Source organism: Streptomyces thermoviolaceus, from assembly GCF_045209695.1.
In the GTDB taxonomy this organism is placed as follows: domain Bacteria; phylum Actinomycetota; class Actinomycetes; order Streptomycetales; family Streptomycetaceae; genus Streptomyces; species Streptomyces thermoviolaceus.
Genome location: NZ_CP109280.1, coordinates 2,154,138 through 2,172,862 on the forward strand (window position 1 = coordinate 2,154,138; position 18,725 = coordinate 2,172,862).

Below are 18,725 nucleotides of genomic sequence, written 5' to 3' on the forward strand. Positions count from 1 at the left end.
GGACCGCCGGTCCGCTTGGCAAACGAAGGAGCAGCATGCCGGAACGCAGGTCCCGCAAGGACGCCGTCCGTAACCGGGAGGCTGTGCTCGCCGCCGCAGACGCCCTCTTCTCCCGGCGGGAGAGCCCGGAGGACGTCACCATGGCGGACGTGGCGGCGGCGGCCGGCGTCGGCAAGGGCACGCTGTTCCGTGCCTTCGGTGACCGGGCCGGTCTGCTGCGTGCGCTGTACGCGGCACGGCTGGCGTCGATGCGGGAGGCCGTCGAGTCGGGCCCGCCGCCTCTGGGACCCGCGACACCGCCGCGGGAGCGAGTGCCCGCCCTGCTCGATGCGGTGCTGTGCTTCAAACTCGACAACCGGCCCCTGGCACTCGCCCTGGAGGGAAGCGGGAACGGCAGCCCCTACCGAGCGGAGCACTACGCGTGGTGGCACGGACTGCTGCGGGGGGTGCTGGAACAGATCCCCGGCCTGGCCGAGCCCGGTTTCACCGCCCACGCCCTGCTCGCCGCGACACGGGCCGATCTCGTCGAGTATCTGGCGGGAGAGGAGGGTCTTCCGAGGGAGCACCTGCGAGCACAGGTGCGGGGGTTCGTCGTGCGGGCGCTGCCCTCCGCTTCGCACTGACCCGCGTCCGGGTCCGGCGGCGGGCCGAGCCGTCCGAGTCGTTCTCGACGTGTGTAAGTCGTGCGAGTCGTGCGAGTCGCACGGTGCCGGGTGACCGGCTGCCCGCGTGTCCCCCTGCGCGTCGCCCGCGTCTCCTGCCGACGCTGGGCGGCCGCCTTGTATCAGGTGATCTCGGCCTATCAGGTGGTGCCCGGCCGGATGACGGTCGGCCGGTGCACCGCCTCCGGGCGGCGCGGGCGACGCCCAGGCGGGGGAGGTGGTCGAGGTGGTGGCAATGCCACCGGGGCCGGCCGGGGCGCCCTGCGGGCGGGCGGTGCAGGGGCCCCGGCTGGTGCCGTGCCCGGCACGCCCGGCGCGCTGCAGAGCGCATCCGGCGCATCGGGCGCGCCCGGTGGCATTCCGGCGCGTCGGGCGCAGCCGTTGGCGTTCCGGCGCGCCGGGCGGCGTTCCGGGTCCGGCGTTCCGGCGTCAGACGCCAGGTGTCAGCCGGCCAGCGCCTGCCGCAGGTCCTCCAGCAGGTCGTCGACGTTCTCGATGCCGACGGACAGGCGCACCAGGTCGGCGGGCACCTCCAGCGGGGAGCCGGCCGCGGAGGCGTGGGTCATGCGGCCGGGGTGCTCGATCAGGGACTCCACACCGCCGAGGGACTCACCGAGGGTGAACACCTGGGCGCGGTTGCAGACCTCGACGGCCGCCTCCTCGCCGCCCTCCACCTGGAAGGACACCATGCCGCCGAACGCCCGCATCTGCTTGGCGGCCACCTCGTGCCCGGGGTGCTCGGGCAGGCCCGGGTAGAGGACGCGCGTGACGCGCGGGTGCCGGGAGAGCATGTCGGCGACCTTGGCGGCGTTCTCGCTGTGCCGCTCCATGCGCACCGCGAGTGTCTTGGTGCCGCGCAGCACCAGCCAGGAGTCGAAGGGGCCGGCGACGGCGCCCATGGCGTTCTGGTGGTAGGCCAGCTCCTCGCCCAGCGCGTCGTCGTTGGTGATCAGCGCGCCGCCGACCACGTCGGAGTGGCCGCCCATGTACTTCGTCAGGGAGTGCACCACCACGTCCGCGCCGAGCGCGAGGGGCTGCTGCAGGTACGGGGTGGCGAAGGTGTTGTCGACGACGAGCCTGGCGCCCGCGTCACGGGCGACCTGAGCGACGGCGGCGATGTCGGTGATGCCGAGCAGCGGGTTGGAGGGGGTCTCCACCCACACGGCCTTGGTGCGCGGGGTGAGGGCGGCCCGGACGGCGGCGGGGTCGCTGGTGTCGGCCACCGACCACTCCACGCCCCACCGGGAGACGACGCGGGAGAACAGCCGGAAGGTGCCGCCGTAGGCGTCGTTCGGGATCACCACGTGGTCGCCCGGCGCGAGCAGCGTACGCAACAGGCAGTCCTCGGCCGCCAGTCCGGACGCGAAGGCGAGGCCCCGGCGACCGCCCTCCAGGGCGGCGAGGTTCTCCTCCAGGGCGGTGCGGGTCGGGTTGGCGCTGCGGCTGTACTCGTAGCCGTTGCGCAGGCCGCCCACGCCGTCCTGCTTGTAGGTCGAGACCTGGTAGATCGGCGGGACGACGGCCCCGGTGAGGGGGTCGGCGGTGTTGCCCGCGTGGATCGCGAGGGTCTCGAAGTGCTGACTGATGTGCCTGTCGCTCATGGGGCCGAGGGTAATGCGCCGAGGAACGTGGTGCGGACGACGGCACGGGCGGCGGCCGCCGGGCACCGCCGGACGGGTCGGTCACGGCGCGGGCCGGGGCGGACCAGGGTGGTCCGAGCGCGCGATGCCTGTGGTTGACGACACGTCGCGCGGGGCGGTGTCCACCGATGCGGCGAGCCGGTGGTCCGCCGATGTGGCGAGCCGGTGGTTCGCCTATGCGGCCGACCGGCGGTCCACAGGCGCGGCGGCGGATTGTCCACAGGTGCGGTCGAGCGGTTTTCCACAGACTTGGCAGCACGTTGGCCAAGTCTTGGCGTGGTCTGGTTCGCTTGAGGCATGGAGATTGTGTGGGCCTTGGCGGCGCTGGCCCTGCTGGGCGTGGTGCTGCTGCCGATCCTCAGGCGCAGGCGGGGCGTCATCGAGCAGGTGCCTCCGGGACATCCGGACGCGGCGGACCCGGCCGCCTACGGGTTTGTGCCGGAGGAGGAGCTGGACGTGCGCATGCCCGGCCCCGACAAGGATCTGCTGGACGTGCTGGACCTGGTGCAGCGCACCCAGGACTACCGGGCGGCGGCCCAGCTCCTGGCGGGCACGGAGAAGGAGGGCGAGCTGCGCTGGCAGCGCGTGCAGGCGTTCGCGGGCGCGGCGGCGCTGGAGCTGCAGCAGCGGCCGGGCGGGGTCCACGAGACCCCGGGCGGCCAGTGGCTGCGGGTCTGGCGTGCCGAGGCGCCGAAGGATCCGGGGGCCGCGGCGGTGCAGGCGGAGTTCCTGGTGCAGCAGGCGTGGCGGACGTCGACCCCGGGGACGGACGAGTTCCGGATCATCATGGAGGAGGCCCGGGAGACGTGCGGCCAGGCGGCACTGCTGGCGCCGGGCGACCCGATTCCGTACATCATCGAGCTGGCGGTGGCACGCGGCCTGGGTTACTCGCGGCCGGAGTTCGAGCAGCTGTGGCTGAAGATCCTCGACCGGGCTCCGCACCACATGGGCGCGCACCTGGCGGCCCTGCACTACTGGTGCGAGAAGTGGCACGGCTCCCGTGAGCTGGCGATGGAGTTCGCGCAGGCGGCGGCCGCGCGCGCCCCGCGGGGGTCCTTGTTGGCGGCGTTGCCGTTGTTCGCGGTGTTCGAGCATCTGCCCGAGGTGAACCTCGTCCGCGGCTTCTACCACAGCGAGGTGGTCACCAAGGCGATCCACGGTGCCCTGCACGCGGTGCACTCGGCCCGTGCCGACGACCCGGTGCTGGCGCACGTCCGTCATCTGCTGGTCTTCTTCCTGGTCCGCGCCGAGCGCTGGGGGGAGGCCATGCAGCAGCTGGTCCACGTCGACGGCCATGTGGGTGCGCTGCCGTGGACGCTCTCCCCGGATCCGGCGGCGGAGTTCGCCGTCTACCGGGCGCTGGCGGTGGCGGGCTACGAGGCCAACGGCGGAAGCCCGGCGACGTTGCAGCGCTGAGGCGTTGCCGGGGGCTGCCCCCAGGCCCCCGGGGTGCCGCCTGAGGCATCCCGGTAGCTGCTCCCCGGGGTTCCGGGGCGCCCGGCCGGGCAAGCCGCCGTGCACGGCCGTGCCGAGCCGGCGCGTACTGCCGTGCCGGGCCGGCGCGCACTGCCGTGCCGGGCCGCCGTGCGCGTGATGCCGGTCCGCCGTGCGCGCGATGCCCGCGGGGCGCGGACCGGGCGAGGCGCGGTGTGCGGCACTGCGGGACGGCTGCTCAGACCGCGAGGCCGTGGCGGTAGGCGTAGATGACCGCCTGGACGCGGTCGCGCAGGTTCAGCTTGGTGAGGATGCGGGAGACGAAGGTCTTCACGGTCTCCTGGCTGATCACCAGGGCGGCGGCGATCTCGCTGTTCGACAGGCCGTCCGCGATCAGGCGCAGGACCTCCAGCTCGCGCGGGGTGAGCGGGATGTCGTCCGGGGCGGGCTCGACGGGGCGGATGCGGGTGGCGAACCTGCCGACGAGGCGCCGGGTCACCTCGGGGTCCAGCAGGGCCGCACCGCTGGCCACGGTCCGGATGCCGTGCAGCAGCTGGGACGGGGGCGCGTCCTTGAGCAGGAAACCGCTGGCCCCGGCGCGCAGCGCCTCGTAGACGTACTCGTCGAGGTTGAACGTCGTCACCACGAGCACCTTGACCGGGTGCTGCACCCCGGCGCCCGCCAGCCGGCGCGTGGCCTCGATGCCGTCGAGGACGGGCATGCGGACGTCCATCACGACGACGTCCGGCCGCAGCGTTCCGGCGAGCTCGACCGCGCTCCCGCCGTCGCCGCACTCGCCGACGACCTCCATGTCGGGCTGGGCGTCGATGATCGTCACCAGTCCGGTGCGGATCAGCATCTGGTCGTCGCACACCAGAACCCGGATCGGGGCGGTCACGACCGGATCCCCCCTCCCTGGCGTCCTCGGGCGTCGCGACGAGCTGCCCGGCGTGGCCGGCCGTCATGACGAACCGCCCGGCCTCCCCGTACGGCACGACAGGCTACCCGCCGCCGCAGCACCTCACGACGACCCCCCGGACTCACCGACCGTGCGCGGGAGGGAGAGTGACGATCTGCCGGACCGCTGCTCGTCGTGCGCCGGTATCCGCGCCCGCACCAGGAAACCGCCTCCCGCCTGCGGTCCGGCGTCGAACTCGCCGCCGAGGACGGCGACCCGCTCCCGCAGTCCGGCCAGTCCCCGCCCGCTGCCGCCCGGGGACCTGTCACGGCCGGAGCCGTCCGTGGCGACCTCCACCTCGATCTCCCGCGCGCCGTGCCGCACCCGCACCGACGTCCTGCTGCCGTGCGCGTACTTCAGGGCGTTGGTCAGGGCCTCCTGCACCACCCGGTACGCCACCAGATCCGCGCTGCCGGCCGTCTCGGGCGCCGTGCCCTCCTGGGTGAACTCCACCGGCTGCCCGGCCCGGCGGGTCTGCTCGACGAGCGCGGCAAGCCCGCCGACGGCCGGTTCCCGGCTTTCGCCGCCCCGATGGTCGGGGTTGAGCAGGTCGAGCAGATGGCGCAGGTCGGTGATGGCCCGCCGTCCGGTGTCGGAGACGGCCGTCAGCGTCTGTTCGAGCCGCTCGGGCGAGCCGGTCATGTAGCGGGCCGCCTCGGCCTGGACGACCATCGCGGTCACATGGTGGGTGACCACGTCGTGCAGTTCCCGGGCGATCCGGGTGCGTTCGGTGGTCCGGGTGTCCTCGGCGACACGGCGGCGCCGTTCGGCTTCGGCGATCCGGCCGGCGCGCAGCCAGCCTCCCGCGACCCAGGCGACGCCGACGGTCAGATAGAAGGTCACGTACTCGCTGAGCGGCTCCCCGGCACCCTTTGCGTCCAGGGCCAGAGCGAGGCCCACGAAGTAGGCGGTGGCCAGCAGCGGCACCGTCGTGCGGTAGCGCTGCAGGTGGCAGCCCGCGCTCAGCAGGGCGACCAGCAGTGCGGGGCCCGCGGCCGTGTGGTAGCCGAGCAGCTGGTCGGCGGCGAAGCCGGCCAGCACCAGGGCGAGGCAGCCGGCCGGCCGACGGCGGCGCAGCGCGAGCGGGAGGCATTCCAGCGCGATGACCGCGACGCCGCCGGCGTCGAGGGAGCGGTCCGGGACGTAGCCGAGCTGGGTGCCGTGCCGCTGGAAGGCCGGCAGCAGCGACAGCACGAGGAAGAGGAGGCCGAGAGGGAGGTCCTGCACCGTGACGTCGAGCCCGCGCCACCGCGCCGCGACGCGCCGGAGGCCGGCCGGCACCGGGATCCGCCGGGGACTGATCACCGGGCGAGTGTAGCGGGCTGGGTCTCCCGGACGGCGCGGCCGCGACGGGGCATCAGACGGCCGCGGCGGCGGGCCAGCAGCAGGAAGGCGATCGTCACCAGGACGCAGAACACGACGGAGTACATGCTGGCCTCGGGACCGAAGTCACCGCCGGTGAGCAGCTCCGGGCCGGAGGTGGAGGACTTCAGCAGACCGTTGTTGCTGCCGTTGCCGGAGACCTCGGTGCTGAAGATGCCGGCCTCGGCGAAGTTCCAGCCGAAGTGCAGTCCGATGGGCACCCACAGGGTGCGGGTGGCGATGTAGGCGGCGCCGAGCATGCCGCCGGCCTCGATGGCGATGGCCAGGCCGCCCCAGACGGTCGCGTGCTCGTTGGTCAGGTGCATCGCGCCGAACAGCAGGCCGGTCAGCACCAGCGAGATCCAGGTGCCCAGGCGGCGTTCGGCGAGCCGGAACAGCACACCGCGGAACATCAGTTCCTCCGTCACGGCGGCGGCCGCCATGAACCCGATCTGGCCCACCGCGCCGCTGACCGAGCCCCACCCCTGAACCGTGTAGTCACCGAGCCAGTAGAGGTTGACGATGACGGAGCCGAACGCGGCGACTCCGATCAGCAGGCCGCGGAGGGCGGCCGGCACCGCGCCCTGCCCCTGCAGTTCGGTGACCGGACGGTTCTCGGTGCGGGCGACGACCCAGCGGTAGGCGAGCACCGAGAGAGCGGCGACCACCAGGCCCAGCACGAGCGTGGCATAGGGATTGTCGTCCAGCAGGTTGACGGCTTGGCCGCCGGCCGCGGCGATGACCACCACGGCCAGGATCTGCCACACCAGTTTCATGACGGCTCCTCGCACTTCGTGTCGGCGGCGTCGCTGCGACGCCCTCACGGCGGACGCCGCGAGCCGACAGGAACGCTACGGAGAAGAGCGCTGAAGATCGTCACCACTGAGTGGACATCTGCGTGTAGCTCTCACGGGGGACGGCCGGTCCTCCCGGGGGACCACCGGTCCGCGGCAACCGGTCCTGTCGGAGGACAACCGGTCCGGACGACCGGTCGTCCCGAAGGCCCCGGCCGCCGCGGCAGGGGCCGGGAAAGACGCCGCAGGCCCCGGCGCGCGGTGCGCCGGGGCCTGCGGGCACAGGGCCTGGTCTCCCGGTCCCGGTCCTGGTCGGTCTCGGCCGGGGCCGGGGACGGGACGACCGGGATCGGACGGGATCAGATCGTCGAGGTGTCGATCACGAACCGGTAGCGGACGTCGCTGGCCAGCACGCGGTCGTAGGCCTCGTTGATCTGGTCGGCGCGGATCAGCTCGATCTCGGCGCCGATGGCGTGCTCGGCGCAGAAGTCCAGCATCTCCTGGGTCTCGGCGATACCGCCGATCATGGAGCCGGCGAGGCTCTTGCGGCCGCCGATGACCGAGAACAGGTTCAGCGAGACGGGCTCCTCGGGGACGCCCACGTTGACCAGCGCGCCGTCGACCTTCAGCAGCGACAGCAGCGCACCGAAGTCCATCGGCGCGGAGACGGTGGAGACGATCAGGTCGAAGGTGCCGGCCAGCTCCTCGAAGGTCTTCGGGTCGCTGGTGGCGTAGTAGTGGTCGGCGCCGAGCCGCAGACCGTCGTCCTTCTTGCGCAGGGACTGCGAGAGAACCGTCACCTCGGCGCCCATGGCGTGCGCCAGCTTCACGGCCATGTGGCCGAGGCCGCCGAGGCCGACGACCGCGACCTTCTTGCCGGGGCCGGCGTTCCAGTGCTTCAGCGGCGAGTACGTGGTGATACCGGCGCACAGCAGCGGCGCGGCCACGTCGAGCGGCAGGCTGTCCGGGATGCGGACGACGAAGGCCTCGTCGACGACGACCTTCTCGGAGTAACCGCCGTAGGTGGCCTGCCCGTCCCTGCCGATGCCGTTGTAGGTGGGGATGTTGCCCTCGACGCAGAACTGCTCCTCACCCCTGAGGCAGTACTCGCACTCGCGGCAGGAGTCCACCATGCAGCCGACGCCCACCCGGTCGCCGACCTTGAACTTGGTCACCTGCGAGCCGACCTCGGAGACGACGCCGGCGATCTCGTGGCCCGGGACCATGGGGAAGATCGACTCGCCCCACCCCTCGTTGACCTGGTGGATGTCGGAGTGGCAGATGCCCGCGTACTTGATGTCGATCAGCACATCGTGCGGCCCCACTGCACGACGCTCGATGGTGGTGCGTTCCAGCGGCGCCTTGGCGGCAGGGGCAGCGTAGGCGGCGACTGTGGTCATGCCGGGGATCTCCCAATCGATAGATGCAGGCCCGGTCACCTTCCGGCCGGGCACCTTCTTCAGCATGCCCGACCACCGGATGCGACCCGCACGCCCCGGCTACGCCCGCTGTGCCTACCACTGGCGAGGTCAGGCTGCGGCAAGCGGACCCCCGGACGGCGGGGCACCGGGCGCCGGATACTGGGAGACATGGACGTACAGCCACGGCACCAGCAGCGCACACCGTCCGAGTCCGCCGAGGCTGCCGGGGCCCGGGCCGCGGCCGGGCTGGACCGGCGCGCGGAGCTGAGCGAGTTCCTGCGCACCCGGCGGGCCCGCCTGCAGCCGGAGGATGTGGGACTGCCGCGTTACGGGCGGCAGCGCCGGGTGCCGGGGCTGCGCCGTGAGGAGCTGGCCCAGCTGGCCGGTGTGTCGGCGGCGTACTACACCCGCCTGGAACAGGGCAACGGACGCAATGTCTCCGCGGAGGTCCTCGACTCCATCGCCCGCACGCTGCGGCTGACCGACGCCGAGCACGCCCATCTGATCCATCTGGCCCGGCCCAAGCACAAGGCGAAGCAGACCGCCCGCACCCAGCAGGTGCGGGCCTCGCTGCGGCAGCTGCTGGACACGCTGGACGACGTCCCGGCGTACGTCGTCGGGCGGCGTGCCGAGGTGCTGGCCTGGAACCGGATGGCCGCCGCCGTCTTCGGCGACTGGGCGAAGCTGCCGGAGGCGGAGCGCAACTGGGCGCGGATGGTCTTCCTCTGGCCGGAGTACCGCGATCTGTTCATCGACTGGGAGCAGAAGGCGATCGACATCGTGTGCTCCCTGCGCATGGAAGCCGGCTGCTACCCGGAGGATCCCCGGCTGTCCGCGCTGGTCGGCGAGCTGTCGGTGAAAAGCGAGGACTTCCGCCGGCTGTGGGCCGCGCACGACGTCAAGGAGAAGAGCCACGGCGTCAAACGGCTGCACCACCCGCTGGTCGGGGAGATGTCGCTGATGTACGAGTCCTTCCGGCTGGCCGGTGACGCCGACCAGTCCATGGTCGTCTACCACGCCGAGCCCGGCTCGCCTTCGGCACAGGCCCTGCGGCTGCTCGCCAGCTGGGGCACGGACGCGACCATGGCGGGCTCGGTGTCCTCCTCCCGAGAGCCCTGAGAGCGCTGAGAGCCCTGAGAGCCCTGAGAGACAGGAACACGCCGGTGCCGTCCCCTTCCGGGGTGGCACCGGCGTGTGTGCCGTGGTGCGGAAACGGTGACGTGGCGCGGGGCCGCGGGCGCCGGGCCGACGGCCCCGGGAGAAGGTCCGCCGCCCCTGCCGGGCCCGGACGGGGGCGGCGGACCGGCTCAGATCGCGGAGCCGGCCTTCCACTCCGCCCAGCTCATGTTCCAGCCGTTGAGGCCGTTGTCCGGCTGGACGGTCTTGTCGCCGGTGTTCTCCACCACCACGACGTCACCGATCATCGAGTGGTTGTAGAACCACGCGGCCGGCGTGCTGGGGTCGCCCGCGCCCTTGACGTCGCGCAGGCCCACGCAGCCGTGGCTGGTGTTGACGTTGCCGAAGACGGACGGCGCGCCCCAGTAGTTGCCGTGGATGAAGGTGCCCGACGTGGTCAGGCGCATGGCGTGCGGCACGTCCTTGATGTCGTACTCGCCCTTGCCGTCGGAGTCGGTGAAGCCGACCGTCGCACCGTTCATCCGGGTCTGCTCGAACTTCTCCGAGATCACCATCTGACCCTCGTAGGTGGTGTGCTCGGGAGAGCCCGCGGAGATCGGGATGGTCTTGATGGTCTTGCCGTCCTGCGTGACCTTCATCTGCTTGGTCTTGGCGTCGACGTACGAGACCTGGTTGCGGCCGATGTGGAAGGTGATCGTCTTCTGCTGGACGCCGTAGATGCCGGGCGCGCCCTGGACGCCGTCGAGCGCCAGCTTCAGCGTGACGGTGGAGCCCTCCTTCCAGTAGTGCTCGGGCCGGAAGTCCAGACGGTTGGACCCGAACCAGTGGCCGACGACCTCCTGCCCGCTGGAGGAGGTGACGGTGATGCCCTTCTGGACGGCCGCCTTGTTGGTGATCGCCTTGTCGAAGTTGATCGACACCGGCATGCCCACCCCGACGGTGGTGTTGTTGTCCGGGGTGAAGGTGCCGATGAAGCTGTGCGCCGGGGCGACCGTGGTGAAGGACGCGTTCTCGTGCGCGGCACGGCCCTTCGCGTCCGTGGCCGTCGCCGAGACCTTGTAGGTGGTGGCCCGCTTCAGCTGGACGCTGGGCTTCCAGCTCGTCTTGTCGGGCGATATCTGCCCGGTGACGGCCTCGCCGTCGGCCGTGGTCATGGTCACGTTCGTCAGGGTGCCCTTGGTCACCGTGACCGCGGCGGAGTTGTTGATGGAGGCGTTGTCGGAGCCGTCCGCCGGCGTGATCTTTATCTGGGCGTCGGACGTCTCCTCGGCGGCGGCCTTGTCGGACTGTGCCTGAGAGCCGGCGTCACCGGCCTTCCCGTCCGTGTCCCCACCGGAACAGGCCGAGAGCACCAGTACACCGCCGAGCAGTGCGGACGCGGCCGCCAGGGCCCTGCGCCGCCTACTGTTCGTCATCACACGCATCTCCATAGTTGCCGAATCCCCGAGACCCGAGCGCCGCCGTGGCGAATCATCAAACGTAACGACCGCTTCGTCCAGTTCCCCAGGCCGTTCGCTGTGGGCCTTGCCACGTCCGGCGCACCGGACGGAGCGGGGCGGACCGGGCGGCGGGCTGCGCTCCGTTCGCCATCATCCCCGCCCGGCGTCCCGGGCCGCGCACCGGGCCGCCCTTTGCTCCGCCCGCCGCCGGGGCCGGCCCGGGCAGGCGCGTTCCGGACGGTGGAGCCACCGTGACTTTCCCGTGACCCGAGGCGTTCACTACCATCGCCCTGCACGGCCAATTCGCCAGCGCCACAAGGGGATCGATCTTCCGTGTCATCCGCTCGCCGTACGTTGCTGACCGCCACCACCGCGGGAATCCTGCTGGGCGCCCTGTGGTTCGTCCCCTCCGCCAACGCGGACACACCGGCCACGACGACGGCCGCGGCGCAGCCGGCGGCGGCACAGGCCGATCCGCAGCCGGCCGGCTCCGGCAGCGGGGTCGCGCAGATGACGACGGCGACCCGGACCGCCGCCTCCGACACCGGATCCCAGTCCGAGCCCGGTGAACTGGCCGACACCGGAAGCATCGACACCACCCCCTATGTCGTCGGCGGAACGCTTCTGCTCACGCTCGGCGCGGGCTTCGTCGTCTACTCGGTGCGCCGGGAGCGGCTGGAGTTCTGACGGGACGTCACCCGCCGACGCGTCCGCCGGTCCGCCCGCGGTGCTCCCGCTGCTCGTGGCCGGCCGCGCTCCGGCTGCTCGTGGCCGGCCGCGCTCCGGCTGCTCGTGGCCGGCCGTGCTCCGGTGGGCTCGGCTCCGGCGGTTCCTCCGCGCGCCCGTGCCGGTCTGCCGTCGGCGGGGTGCGTGCGTCAGGTGACCGGACGTCAGACGACGGGATCCCGCCCGCTCGACGGACGGGATCCGGTGGGTGCCGGTGGGTGCCGGGGCGCGCGGCGGGTGCGAGGCGCGCGGTTCTCCAGCACGACGGGCCGGTTTCTAGCGCAACGGGCCGGTTTCTAGCGCAACGGGCCGGTCACGGTCTCGGCGGCCGCGACGAGCCTGCCGTCCCGCACGAAGGCCTCGGCGGCGGCCAGGTCCGGGGCCAGGAAGCGGTCCGGGCCGGGGCCGCCGATGCCCGCCCGGCGGGCGGCGTCGATGACGGCACGGGTGGCCGGGGCGGGGGTCAGGCCCTCCCGCAGCTCGACGGCGCGCGCGGCCGCGTACAGCTCGACGGCGAGGACACGGGTCAGATCGTCGACGGCCGTGCGCAGCTTGCGCGCCGCCGCCCAGCCCATGGAGACATGGTCCTCCTGCATGGCGGAGGACGGGATGGAGTCCACCGAGGCGGGCACGGCCAGCCGCTTCATCTCGCTGACCAGGGCGGCCTGCGTGTACTGGGCGATCATCAGGCCCGAGTCCACACCGGCGTCGTCGGCGAGGAAGGGCGGCAGGCCGTGACTGCGGTTCTTGTCGAGCAGCCGGTCGGTGCGGCGCTCGGCGATGGAACCGAGGTCGGCGGCGGCGACGGCGAGGAAGTCCAGGACGTAGGCGACCGGTGCGCCGTGGAAATTGCCGTTGGACTCCACGCGCCCGTCGGGCAGCACCACCGGGTTGTCCACGGCGGAGGCCAGTTCCCGCTCGGCGACCAGCCGGGCGTGCGCGACGGTGTCCCGGCCGGCGCCGGCGACCTGCGGGGCGCAGCGCACCGAGTAGGCGTCCTGCACGCGGGGCGCCTCGTCCTGGTGGTGACCGGTGAGGCCGGAACCTTTCAGCATCGCGAGCATGTTGGCGGCGGAGTCCGCCTGGCCGGGGTGCGGGCGGATCGCGTGCAGCTCGGGGGCCAGGACCTTGTCGGTGCCGAGCAGCGCCTCCAGGGACAGGGCGGCGGTGATGTCGGCGGACTTGTAGAGCACCTCGAGGTCGGCCAGCGCCATGATCAGCATGCCGAGCATGCCGTCGGTGCCGTTGAGCAGCGCCAGGCCCTCCTTCTCGCGCAGCTCGACGGGCCGGATGCCGTGCTCGGCCAGCAGCTCGGCGGCGGGCCGCACGGTGCCGTCGGGGCCCTCGGCCTCGCCCTCGCCCATCAGCGTCAGGGCGCAGTGCGACAGCGGGGCGAGGTCGCCGGAGCAGCCCAGGGAGCCGTACTCGTGCACGACCGGGGTGATGCCCGCATTCAGCAGGTCGGCCATGGTCTGCGCGACCTCGGGGCGTACACCGGTGCGGCCGGTGCACACGGTCCGCAGGCGCAGGAACATCAGGGCCCGCACGACCTCCCGTTCCACCCGCGGCCCCATGCCGGCGGCGTGCGAGCGGACGATGTTGCGCTGCAGCCGGGTGCGCAGCTCCGGGCCGATGTGCCGGGTCGCCAGGGCACCGAAGCCGGTGCTGACGCCGTAGACGGGGTCGGGCTTGGCCGCCAGCGCGTCCACGATCTCCCGGGCCGCCGCGAGGGCGGCCACCGCCTCCTCGGAGAGCTCGACCCGCGCGTCGCCGCGCGCCACGGCGAGGACGTCGGACGCGGTGACACCGGACGTCCCCACCACCACAGTGTGCATATCCATATTCAGGAGCGTACGCAGTGAATTCCTGACTGTCACCAGTGAGCCGCGGGAGCGACCCTTACCTCTCCCTGCTCACCCACCTCTCCTTGCTCACCCGGGCTCCCGCGCGCGGCACGCGTCCGGGTCCGAGTACCGGTGCGCAGCACCGGTCCGGCCCGATGCGGGTACCGGCGCACAGCACGGTCCTGCCCGGTCCGGGTACGCGCCCGCGGCGCGGAGACGGGTCCGGGTACCCGCGTCACGCGTCCGGGCCCGGTCCGAGTACCCGCCCGCGGCGCGGAGACGGGTCCGGGTACCCGCGTCACGCGTCCGGGCCCGGTCCGGGTATCCGCGCACGCCACACGTCCAGGCCCGCGGACGGGTACCCCGCGCGCCACCGTCCGGGGACCGGTCCGGGATTCCGCCCGCCGGGCGTCTCGCCGCCCGCCGCGTGACTCGCCGCCCGTCACGGCCGGCGGCCGCGGAAGCGGCGGCGCTCCGCCGGGTCGGGCGGCCGGGACGGCTCGTCGGCCAGGCGCACCACCGGGTCGTCCGGCCCTTCCCGGCCGGCGACCACCGGACGGTCGGCGCGCAGTGCCTTCGCCCGGTACTGGGCGGCGTCGGCGAGCCGGAACAGCCGCCGCGCCGACCGGACCGGCCCGATCGCATGCTCGGTGGAGGCGATGCCGCAAGCCACGCCCTCCCCCAGCTCCAGTTCGGCGGCGCGCCGGCACACCTCCTCGGCCGCCTTGATCACCTTGTCGGCGGGCGGACCCGCCGCGAGCAGGCAGAACTCGTCTCCGCCGAGCCGTGCCACCAGCGCACCCGGCACCATCGCGCCGCACAGCGACAGCACCGAACCGAACCGCTCCAGCAGCCGGTCGCCGACCGCGTGGCCCAGGGTGTCGTTCACCCGCTTGAGCCCGTTGAGGTCGCACACCACGAGGCTGACGACGGAGCCGTCCGCACGGTGCCGCTCGATGGCCTCCTCCAGGCGCATGTCGACGGCACGCCGGTTGGCGAGCCCGGTGAGCGCGTCGGTGAACGCCAGCCTGCGGGCCTCCTCCAGCCGCTCGGTCTGCGCCAGCCCGGCGGCCACGACGGCGGCGAGCACCGTCGCGAAATCCGCGTCGGCCCGGCCGAAGACCGGCGCGCCGGTCCGGCGGGCGACATACAGCTCGCCCCAGGCACGGCCGTGCTGGACGATCGGCGCGATCACGCAGGAGCCGCGGCCGCGACGGCGCAGCGCCGCGACGCGCTGATGGCAGTAGCCGGGCCGCCCGGCAGTCGGCCCCTCGGCCGTCTCCACCCAGGCGTTCGGCTCTCCGCCCGCGACCCAGCGCTCGTGCAGGAACTCGGTGATCTCCGGGAACTGATGCACCGGGTAGGTCTCGTCCTCCGGGAACTCCTCCTCCCCGGGCGCCCGGTCCCCGACGTTCACCAGCACCCGCAGCCGTCCGCGTTCGCGTTCCCACACCGACAGGGCGGCGAAGCTGCCGTCCAGCGCCCGGCACGCCCCGAGCGCCGCCGCCCGCCACGACTCCCGCGGGGTGTGCGCCGCGGCCATCCCCTGCGCCAACGCCACGACGGCGGCCAGCCGCCTGTTCTCGCCCATTCCCCCAGGCTAGGCCGTGTCGTAGGGATCGGGCCGGATCAGGGAGAGGGGGTTTGGCGGCGGAGGCACCCCTCTCCTGTGCCGTCGCGGCAGCGCCTTGCCGCGCTCCGCCGCCGCAGTGCGGGACCGTGCGGCGGCGGGGGTGACCCGGCGGCACCGGGAGCCGGCTGCGGGCGGCGACGCGTACCGCAGCTGCCGCCCGGCTGCGGTAGCCGGTGACGTGTCACTCGCCCGGCCAGCGCGGTGCGCGCTTCTCGTTGAAGGCGGCCACGCCCTCCGCCCGGTCGCCGGAGAACGCGGTGGTGCGCCAGGCCGCGTCCTCGACCTCCAGGCCGGCCCGCAGGTCGAGGCCGTGACCGAGCCGCAGGGCGCGCTTGGCCGCCCGCAGGCCGACCGGCGAGTTCGCGGCGATCCGCCCGGCCAGCGCCAGCGCCTCCTCACGGTCCTTCCCCTCGTCCACCAGATGGTCCACCAGCCCCAGCTCGTGCGCCTCCGCCGCCTCCACCCGCCGGGCCGTGAAGATCAGCTCGGCCGCCCGCGCGGCCCCCACACGACGCGGCAGCAGCTGCGTGCCGCCACCACCGGGGATGACGCCCACGGAGACCTCCGGCAGCCCCACCACGGTCGTACGGTCGGCCACGATCAGGTCGCAGGACAGGGCCAGTTCGAAGCCCCCGCCGAGCGCGAAGCCGTGGACCGCGGCGATGGTCGGCATCGGCAGCTCCAGCACCCCGGTGTAGGCCGCGCGGGCGACCGGCCGCTGCTTCATCAGGTCGGCGTCGCTGAAGCTGTTGCGCTCCTTCAGGTCGGCCCCGACGCAGAACGCCCGTTCGTGCGAGGAGGTCACCACGACCACACGTGCGTCCCGGTCGGCCGCCAGCGCCTGGGTCGCGGCGCCGAGGGAACGGGCCATGGCGGTGGACACGGCGTTCATCGCCTTCGGCCGGTCGAGGACGAGCTCCGCGACGTACTCGTGCCGCCGCACCAGCACGAACTCCCCGAACCGCTCCTCGTTCATGGCACCCTCCGGGTTAACGCGAGTTAACAAGACGACCGATCCCGATCATCGCAGCCGCGACGGCCCCGGAAAAGGGCTGTGGACAACCGGCGGGCGGGGCACGCCGGGCGGCCGTGTCCACGACACGCCGTGCAAGCACTCCGGCGGACGGCGGCAGCATCAGGGCCTGCAGAGCCTTGCGGCGGACGGCGGCATCCGCGCCCGGTGCGGAACGCCCGGCCCGTCCAGGCCCGGCACCCCCATTCGGGTGACATCGCACTCGAGTCCCGCACGGCTTTCGCTCCGATGCGTACCGTGCGTGCGCCGCGGCGTACCGGACGCATCACGGCGTACCGGGGCGCGACCGCATCGGGAGGACGGCGATGACGACGGAGAGAACCACGGTCCGGCAGGCCGAGGACGGCATAGCCGGGCACGGCACGTCCGGGGACAACGGCACGGGCGGCACGGACGCCGGGCGGCCGGACCCCCGACCCGCGCGGACCGTGCTGCCCTCGGCTCGCCCGACCCCTCCGGCTCCCACGCCCACGGATCCGGCGGCCCGGCTCAGCAGCCCACGGCCGACACCGCCGTCCTCGGCTCCACACCCGGCCCCGCCAGGTTCTTCTCACCGCCGGCGGACTCGCCCTGGCCGCCGGGGCGCTGAGCGTCGTCCAGCTGCTGCCCGAGGACAGCGGGGGCGGCCCGGGCATCCCGCACGCCGGCCGGTACCCCGGCGCCCACCGCACGACCGGCCCGGCGGCCGATGATCCGGTCGGCGCGGGGAGCGCTCCGGCCGGTGTGTCCCCGCGGGGCACGGCCGGGGACACGGCGAGCACCCGGCCGGTCACGGGAACGGAAACAGGAACAACAGGAACAGGAACAGGAACAGGGACAGGGACAGGAACAGGAGCGGTGACGGGGACAGCGACGGGTTCCGGGCCGGCAGCATCGCCGTCCACGGCCGGCGGCGTGTCACCCTCCGCCCTGCCCGTCGCCCCGGCCGCCTCTTCGGACGACCACCGGTCCGCCGGCCGGGCCCCCGCACCACCGAACGCCTCGACACCCCGCCCTCGGGCTCCGGCCCCGCACACCTCGCAGGCGCCGCGGCCTGCGCACACCCCGGACAGTCCGAGCGCGCCGGGGCGCCCGCACCCCACCGGCACCCCACCGGCACAGACCAGCACCGTTCGTCCCGCCCAGCCGTCCGCTCCGGCACCGGCCCCGAGCACCCGGGCCCCCACCCCCACGGCACCGCCGTCCGCGGGGCCACGCATCTGCCTGCCGGTCATCGGACTGTGCGTCGTACTGGGCTGACGTGCGGTGAGGCGCCCCGACGCACGCCCGCCCCCGGTCTCACGACGCCGTGGCCCCGTCCCTCCGGCTGAGCAGCCACGGTGCGACCAAGCCGAGTCCGCGGACGGGGCGCTGCCAGGTCGGCTGCAGCGCGAACCGGTACACCGGCGGCGTCCTGCCCTCCTTCTCGGCGGCGGCCGCGGCCTCGGCGGCCTCCGCCTCGGACGCCGGGGCCAGCCCGGTGCGGATCAGCTCCTCGGCGAACGCGCTGTCGACCAGCACGGCGTCGCGCGGCGCTATGGACGTCAGCCGGGAGGCGAGGTTCACGGTGGTCCCGAAGACATCACCCATCCGGGTGGTGACGGTGCCGAACGCCATGCCCACCCGCAGTTCGGGCATCGTCTCGTCGTCCGCGAGGGTCTCGACGAGCCGCAGGGCGATCTCGGCGGCCGTCCCGGCGTCGTCGGCGACGTACAGCACCTCGTCGCCGAGGGTCTTGATCAGGCGTCCGCCGCGTGCGGCGACCAGGTCGGCGGCGGTCGTCTCGAAGGCCTCGACCAGCTCGCCGAGCTGTTCCTCCTCCATCCGGCGGGTCAGCCGGGTGAAACCGACCAGGTCGGCGAAGCCGACGGCCAGGCGCCGGTCGACCATCTCCTCGTCGTCGGCGGCCTGCACCACCCGGCCCGCCGAGGCGGCGAGCTGGCGCCGCCAGACGTAGACGAGGAATTCCTGCAGCTCGGGGAGCAGCAGCTCCACGATCGGGTACGTGACCTCGGTCCGGGTCATGCCCGGCTCGGGCGGCTCGGTCAGCCCCTCCAGGAAGGAGTCGATCTGCCATTCGGCCAGCCGGGCCGTGGTCTGGCCGGTCGACCGGGCCACCTGCACCGCCATGGCCTCGCTGAGCAGCCCCGCCTCGACCAGGCCGGCCAGTCGGCGCAGGGCCAGCACATCGGCCTCGGTCAGCGCCTTGGCCTGTCCTATGTCGGCGAAGCCCATGGCCCGCCAGAAGCGGGAGGCCAGTTCCATCGAGACCCCGGCGCTGCGGGCCGCCTGGAACGGCGTGTACCGCCGCTCCGCTCCCAGGATGAGCTGCTCCAGACGCAGGGCGAGGGGATCCTCGCCGGAGTCGGCGTCGTGGGAGTCCCCCGGCTCACGCGAGGGCGAGGATGGCGGAGGGTCCACCCGGCCGCCCGCGTCCGCGCCGGAGCCCGTGTCGTCGACGGTCACGCCTGCTGCCCTTCCGATCTGTCACGGTCAGGTATCGACCGGCTTCATCGGCCTCAACTCTACGGCAGGTGTGCGCCAGCTCACTCGACCCGGCGGAGCCGCCGGGTGCGGCGGGAGCACGCCCGGCCCCAGGGGGGCGGAACGGGGGCGCCTGCCCGGGGCATGTGCCACCGGTGACGCACCATATGCGCCACAAG

Annotated in this window: 15 protein-coding genes; 4 read left to right on the top strand and 11 right to left on the bottom strand. The window is 73.4% G+C overall.

Annotated elements, in window-relative coordinates; genetic code table 11:
* The first annotated feature begins 35 nt into the window (after window positions 1-35).
* Entirely contained in the window at window positions 36-623 is a 588-nt protein-coding gene (locus OG899_RS09325) for a TetR/AcrR family transcriptional regulator (protein WP_125499995.1), read from the top strand.
* Window positions 624-1,105: 482 nt separating this feature from the next.
* Here OG899_RS09325 and OG899_RS09330 read toward each other — a convergent pair whose 3' ends face one another.
* Window positions 1,106-2,263, bottom strand: a complete 1,158-nt coding sequence (locus tag OG899_RS09330) for a cystathionine gamma-synthase (RefSeq protein WP_168131897.1) — start codon at window positions 2,261-2,263, stop codon at window positions 1,106-1,108.
* Window positions 2,264-2,599: 336 nt separating this feature from the next.
* Here OG899_RS09330 and OG899_RS09335 point away from each other — a divergent pair, with 336 nt between their 5' ends.
* Window positions 2,600-3,718 carry a hypothetical protein gene (locus OG899_RS09335; RefSeq protein WP_125499997.1) on the top strand — a complete coding sequence of 373 codons (1,119 nt, stop codon included), beginning with the start codon at window positions 2,600-2,602 and terminating at the stop codon, window positions 3,716-3,718.
* Between the two features lie 256 nt (window positions 3,719-3,974).
* Here the strand turns inward: OG899_RS09335 and OG899_RS09340 are convergent, their stop codons facing one another.
* The 4 genes from OG899_RS09340 to OG899_RS09355 all read right to left on the bottom strand — a co-directional run bounded on the left by OG899_RS09340 (window position 3,975) and on the right by OG899_RS09355 (window position 8,250).
* The gene (locus OG899_RS09340) at window positions 3,975-4,634 is read right to left on the bottom strand and encodes a response regulator transcription factor (RefSeq protein WP_125499998.1); all 660 of its coding nucleotides are present in this window, start codon (window positions 4,632-4,634) and stop codon (window positions 3,975-3,977) included.
* Between the two features lie 123 nt (window positions 4,635-4,757).
* Window positions 4,758-5,999, bottom strand: coding sequence for a sensor histidine kinase (locus tag OG899_RS09345; protein WP_373296082.1), 1,242 nt, complete (start codon window positions 5,997-5,999; stop codon window positions 4,758-4,760).
* Window positions 5,996-6,832, bottom strand: a complete 837-nt coding sequence (locus tag OG899_RS09350; RefSeq protein ID WP_125499999.1) for a CPBP family intramembrane glutamic endopeptidase — start codon at window positions 6,830-6,832, stop codon at window positions 5,996-5,998. Before OG899_RS09350 ends, OG899_RS09345 begins: the two co-directional genes overlap by 4 nt.
* A gap of 377 nt (window positions 6,833-7,209) precedes the next feature.
* Complete coding sequence (locus OG899_RS09355) at window positions 7,210-8,250, bottom strand: NAD(P)-dependent alcohol dehydrogenase (protein ID WP_168131899.1); 1,041 nt, start codon at window positions 8,248-8,250, stop codon at window positions 7,210-7,212.
* 189 nt (window positions 8,251-8,439) lie between these two features.
* Here OG899_RS09355 and OG899_RS09360 point away from each other — a divergent pair, with 189 nt between their 5' ends.
* A complete protein-coding gene (locus tag OG899_RS09360; RefSeq protein WP_168131900.1) occupies window positions 8,440-9,390 on the top strand; it encodes a helix-turn-helix transcriptional regulator in 951 nt (316 codons plus the stop codon).
* Between the two features lie 188 nt (window positions 9,391-9,578).
* On the opposite strand, the gene OG899_RS09365 is transcribed toward OG899_RS09360, so the two are convergent.
* Window positions 9,579-10,823 carry an Ig-like domain-containing protein gene (locus tag OG899_RS09365; protein WP_185867947.1) on the bottom strand — a complete coding sequence of 415 codons (1,245 nt, stop codon included), beginning with the start codon at window positions 10,821-10,823 and terminating at the stop codon, window positions 9,579-9,581.
* Between the two features lie 357 nt (window positions 10,824-11,180).
* On the opposite strand from OG899_RS09365, the gene OG899_RS09370 reads away from it, so the two are divergent.
* Window positions 11,181-11,534, top strand: coding sequence for an LPXTG cell wall anchor domain-containing protein (locus tag OG899_RS09370; protein ID WP_125500004.1), 354 nt, complete (start codon window positions 11,181-11,183; stop codon window positions 11,532-11,534).
* A gap of 335 nt (window positions 11,535-11,869) precedes the next feature.
* On the opposite strand, the gene hutH is transcribed toward OG899_RS09370, so the two are convergent.
* The 5 genes from hutH to OG899_RS09395 form a co-directional block, all read right to left on the bottom strand.
* Window positions 11,870-13,408, bottom strand: coding sequence for a histidine ammonia-lyase (gene hutH / locus OG899_RS09375; RefSeq protein WP_125500012.1), 1,539 nt, complete (start codon window positions 13,406-13,408; stop codon window positions 11,870-11,872).
* A 451-nt stretch (window positions 13,409-13,859) separates the two neighbouring features.
* Complete coding sequence (locus OG899_RS09380; RefSeq protein WP_125500005.1) at window positions 13,860-15,008, bottom strand: GGDEF domain-containing protein; 1,149 nt, start codon at window positions 15,006-15,008, stop codon at window positions 13,860-13,862.
* Window positions 15,009-15,231: 223 nt separating this feature from the next.
* A complete protein-coding gene (locus tag OG899_RS09385; protein ID WP_125500006.1) occupies window positions 15,232-16,026 on the bottom strand; it encodes an enoyl-CoA hydratase/isomerase family protein in 795 nt (264 codons plus the stop codon).
* 546 nt (window positions 16,027-16,572) lie between these two features.
* The gene (locus tag OG899_RS09390) at window positions 16,573-16,725 is read right to left on the bottom strand and encodes a hypothetical protein (protein ID WP_189428222.1); all 153 of its coding nucleotides are present in this window, start codon (window positions 16,723-16,725) and stop codon (window positions 16,573-16,575) included.
* Window positions 16,726-17,361: 636 nt separating this feature from the next.
* Entirely contained in the window at window positions 17,362-18,528 is a 1,167-nt protein-coding gene (locus tag OG899_RS09395) for an adenylate/guanylate cyclase domain-containing protein (protein ID WP_168131902.1), read from the bottom strand.
* Window positions 18,529-18,725 lie beyond the last annotated feature (197 nt).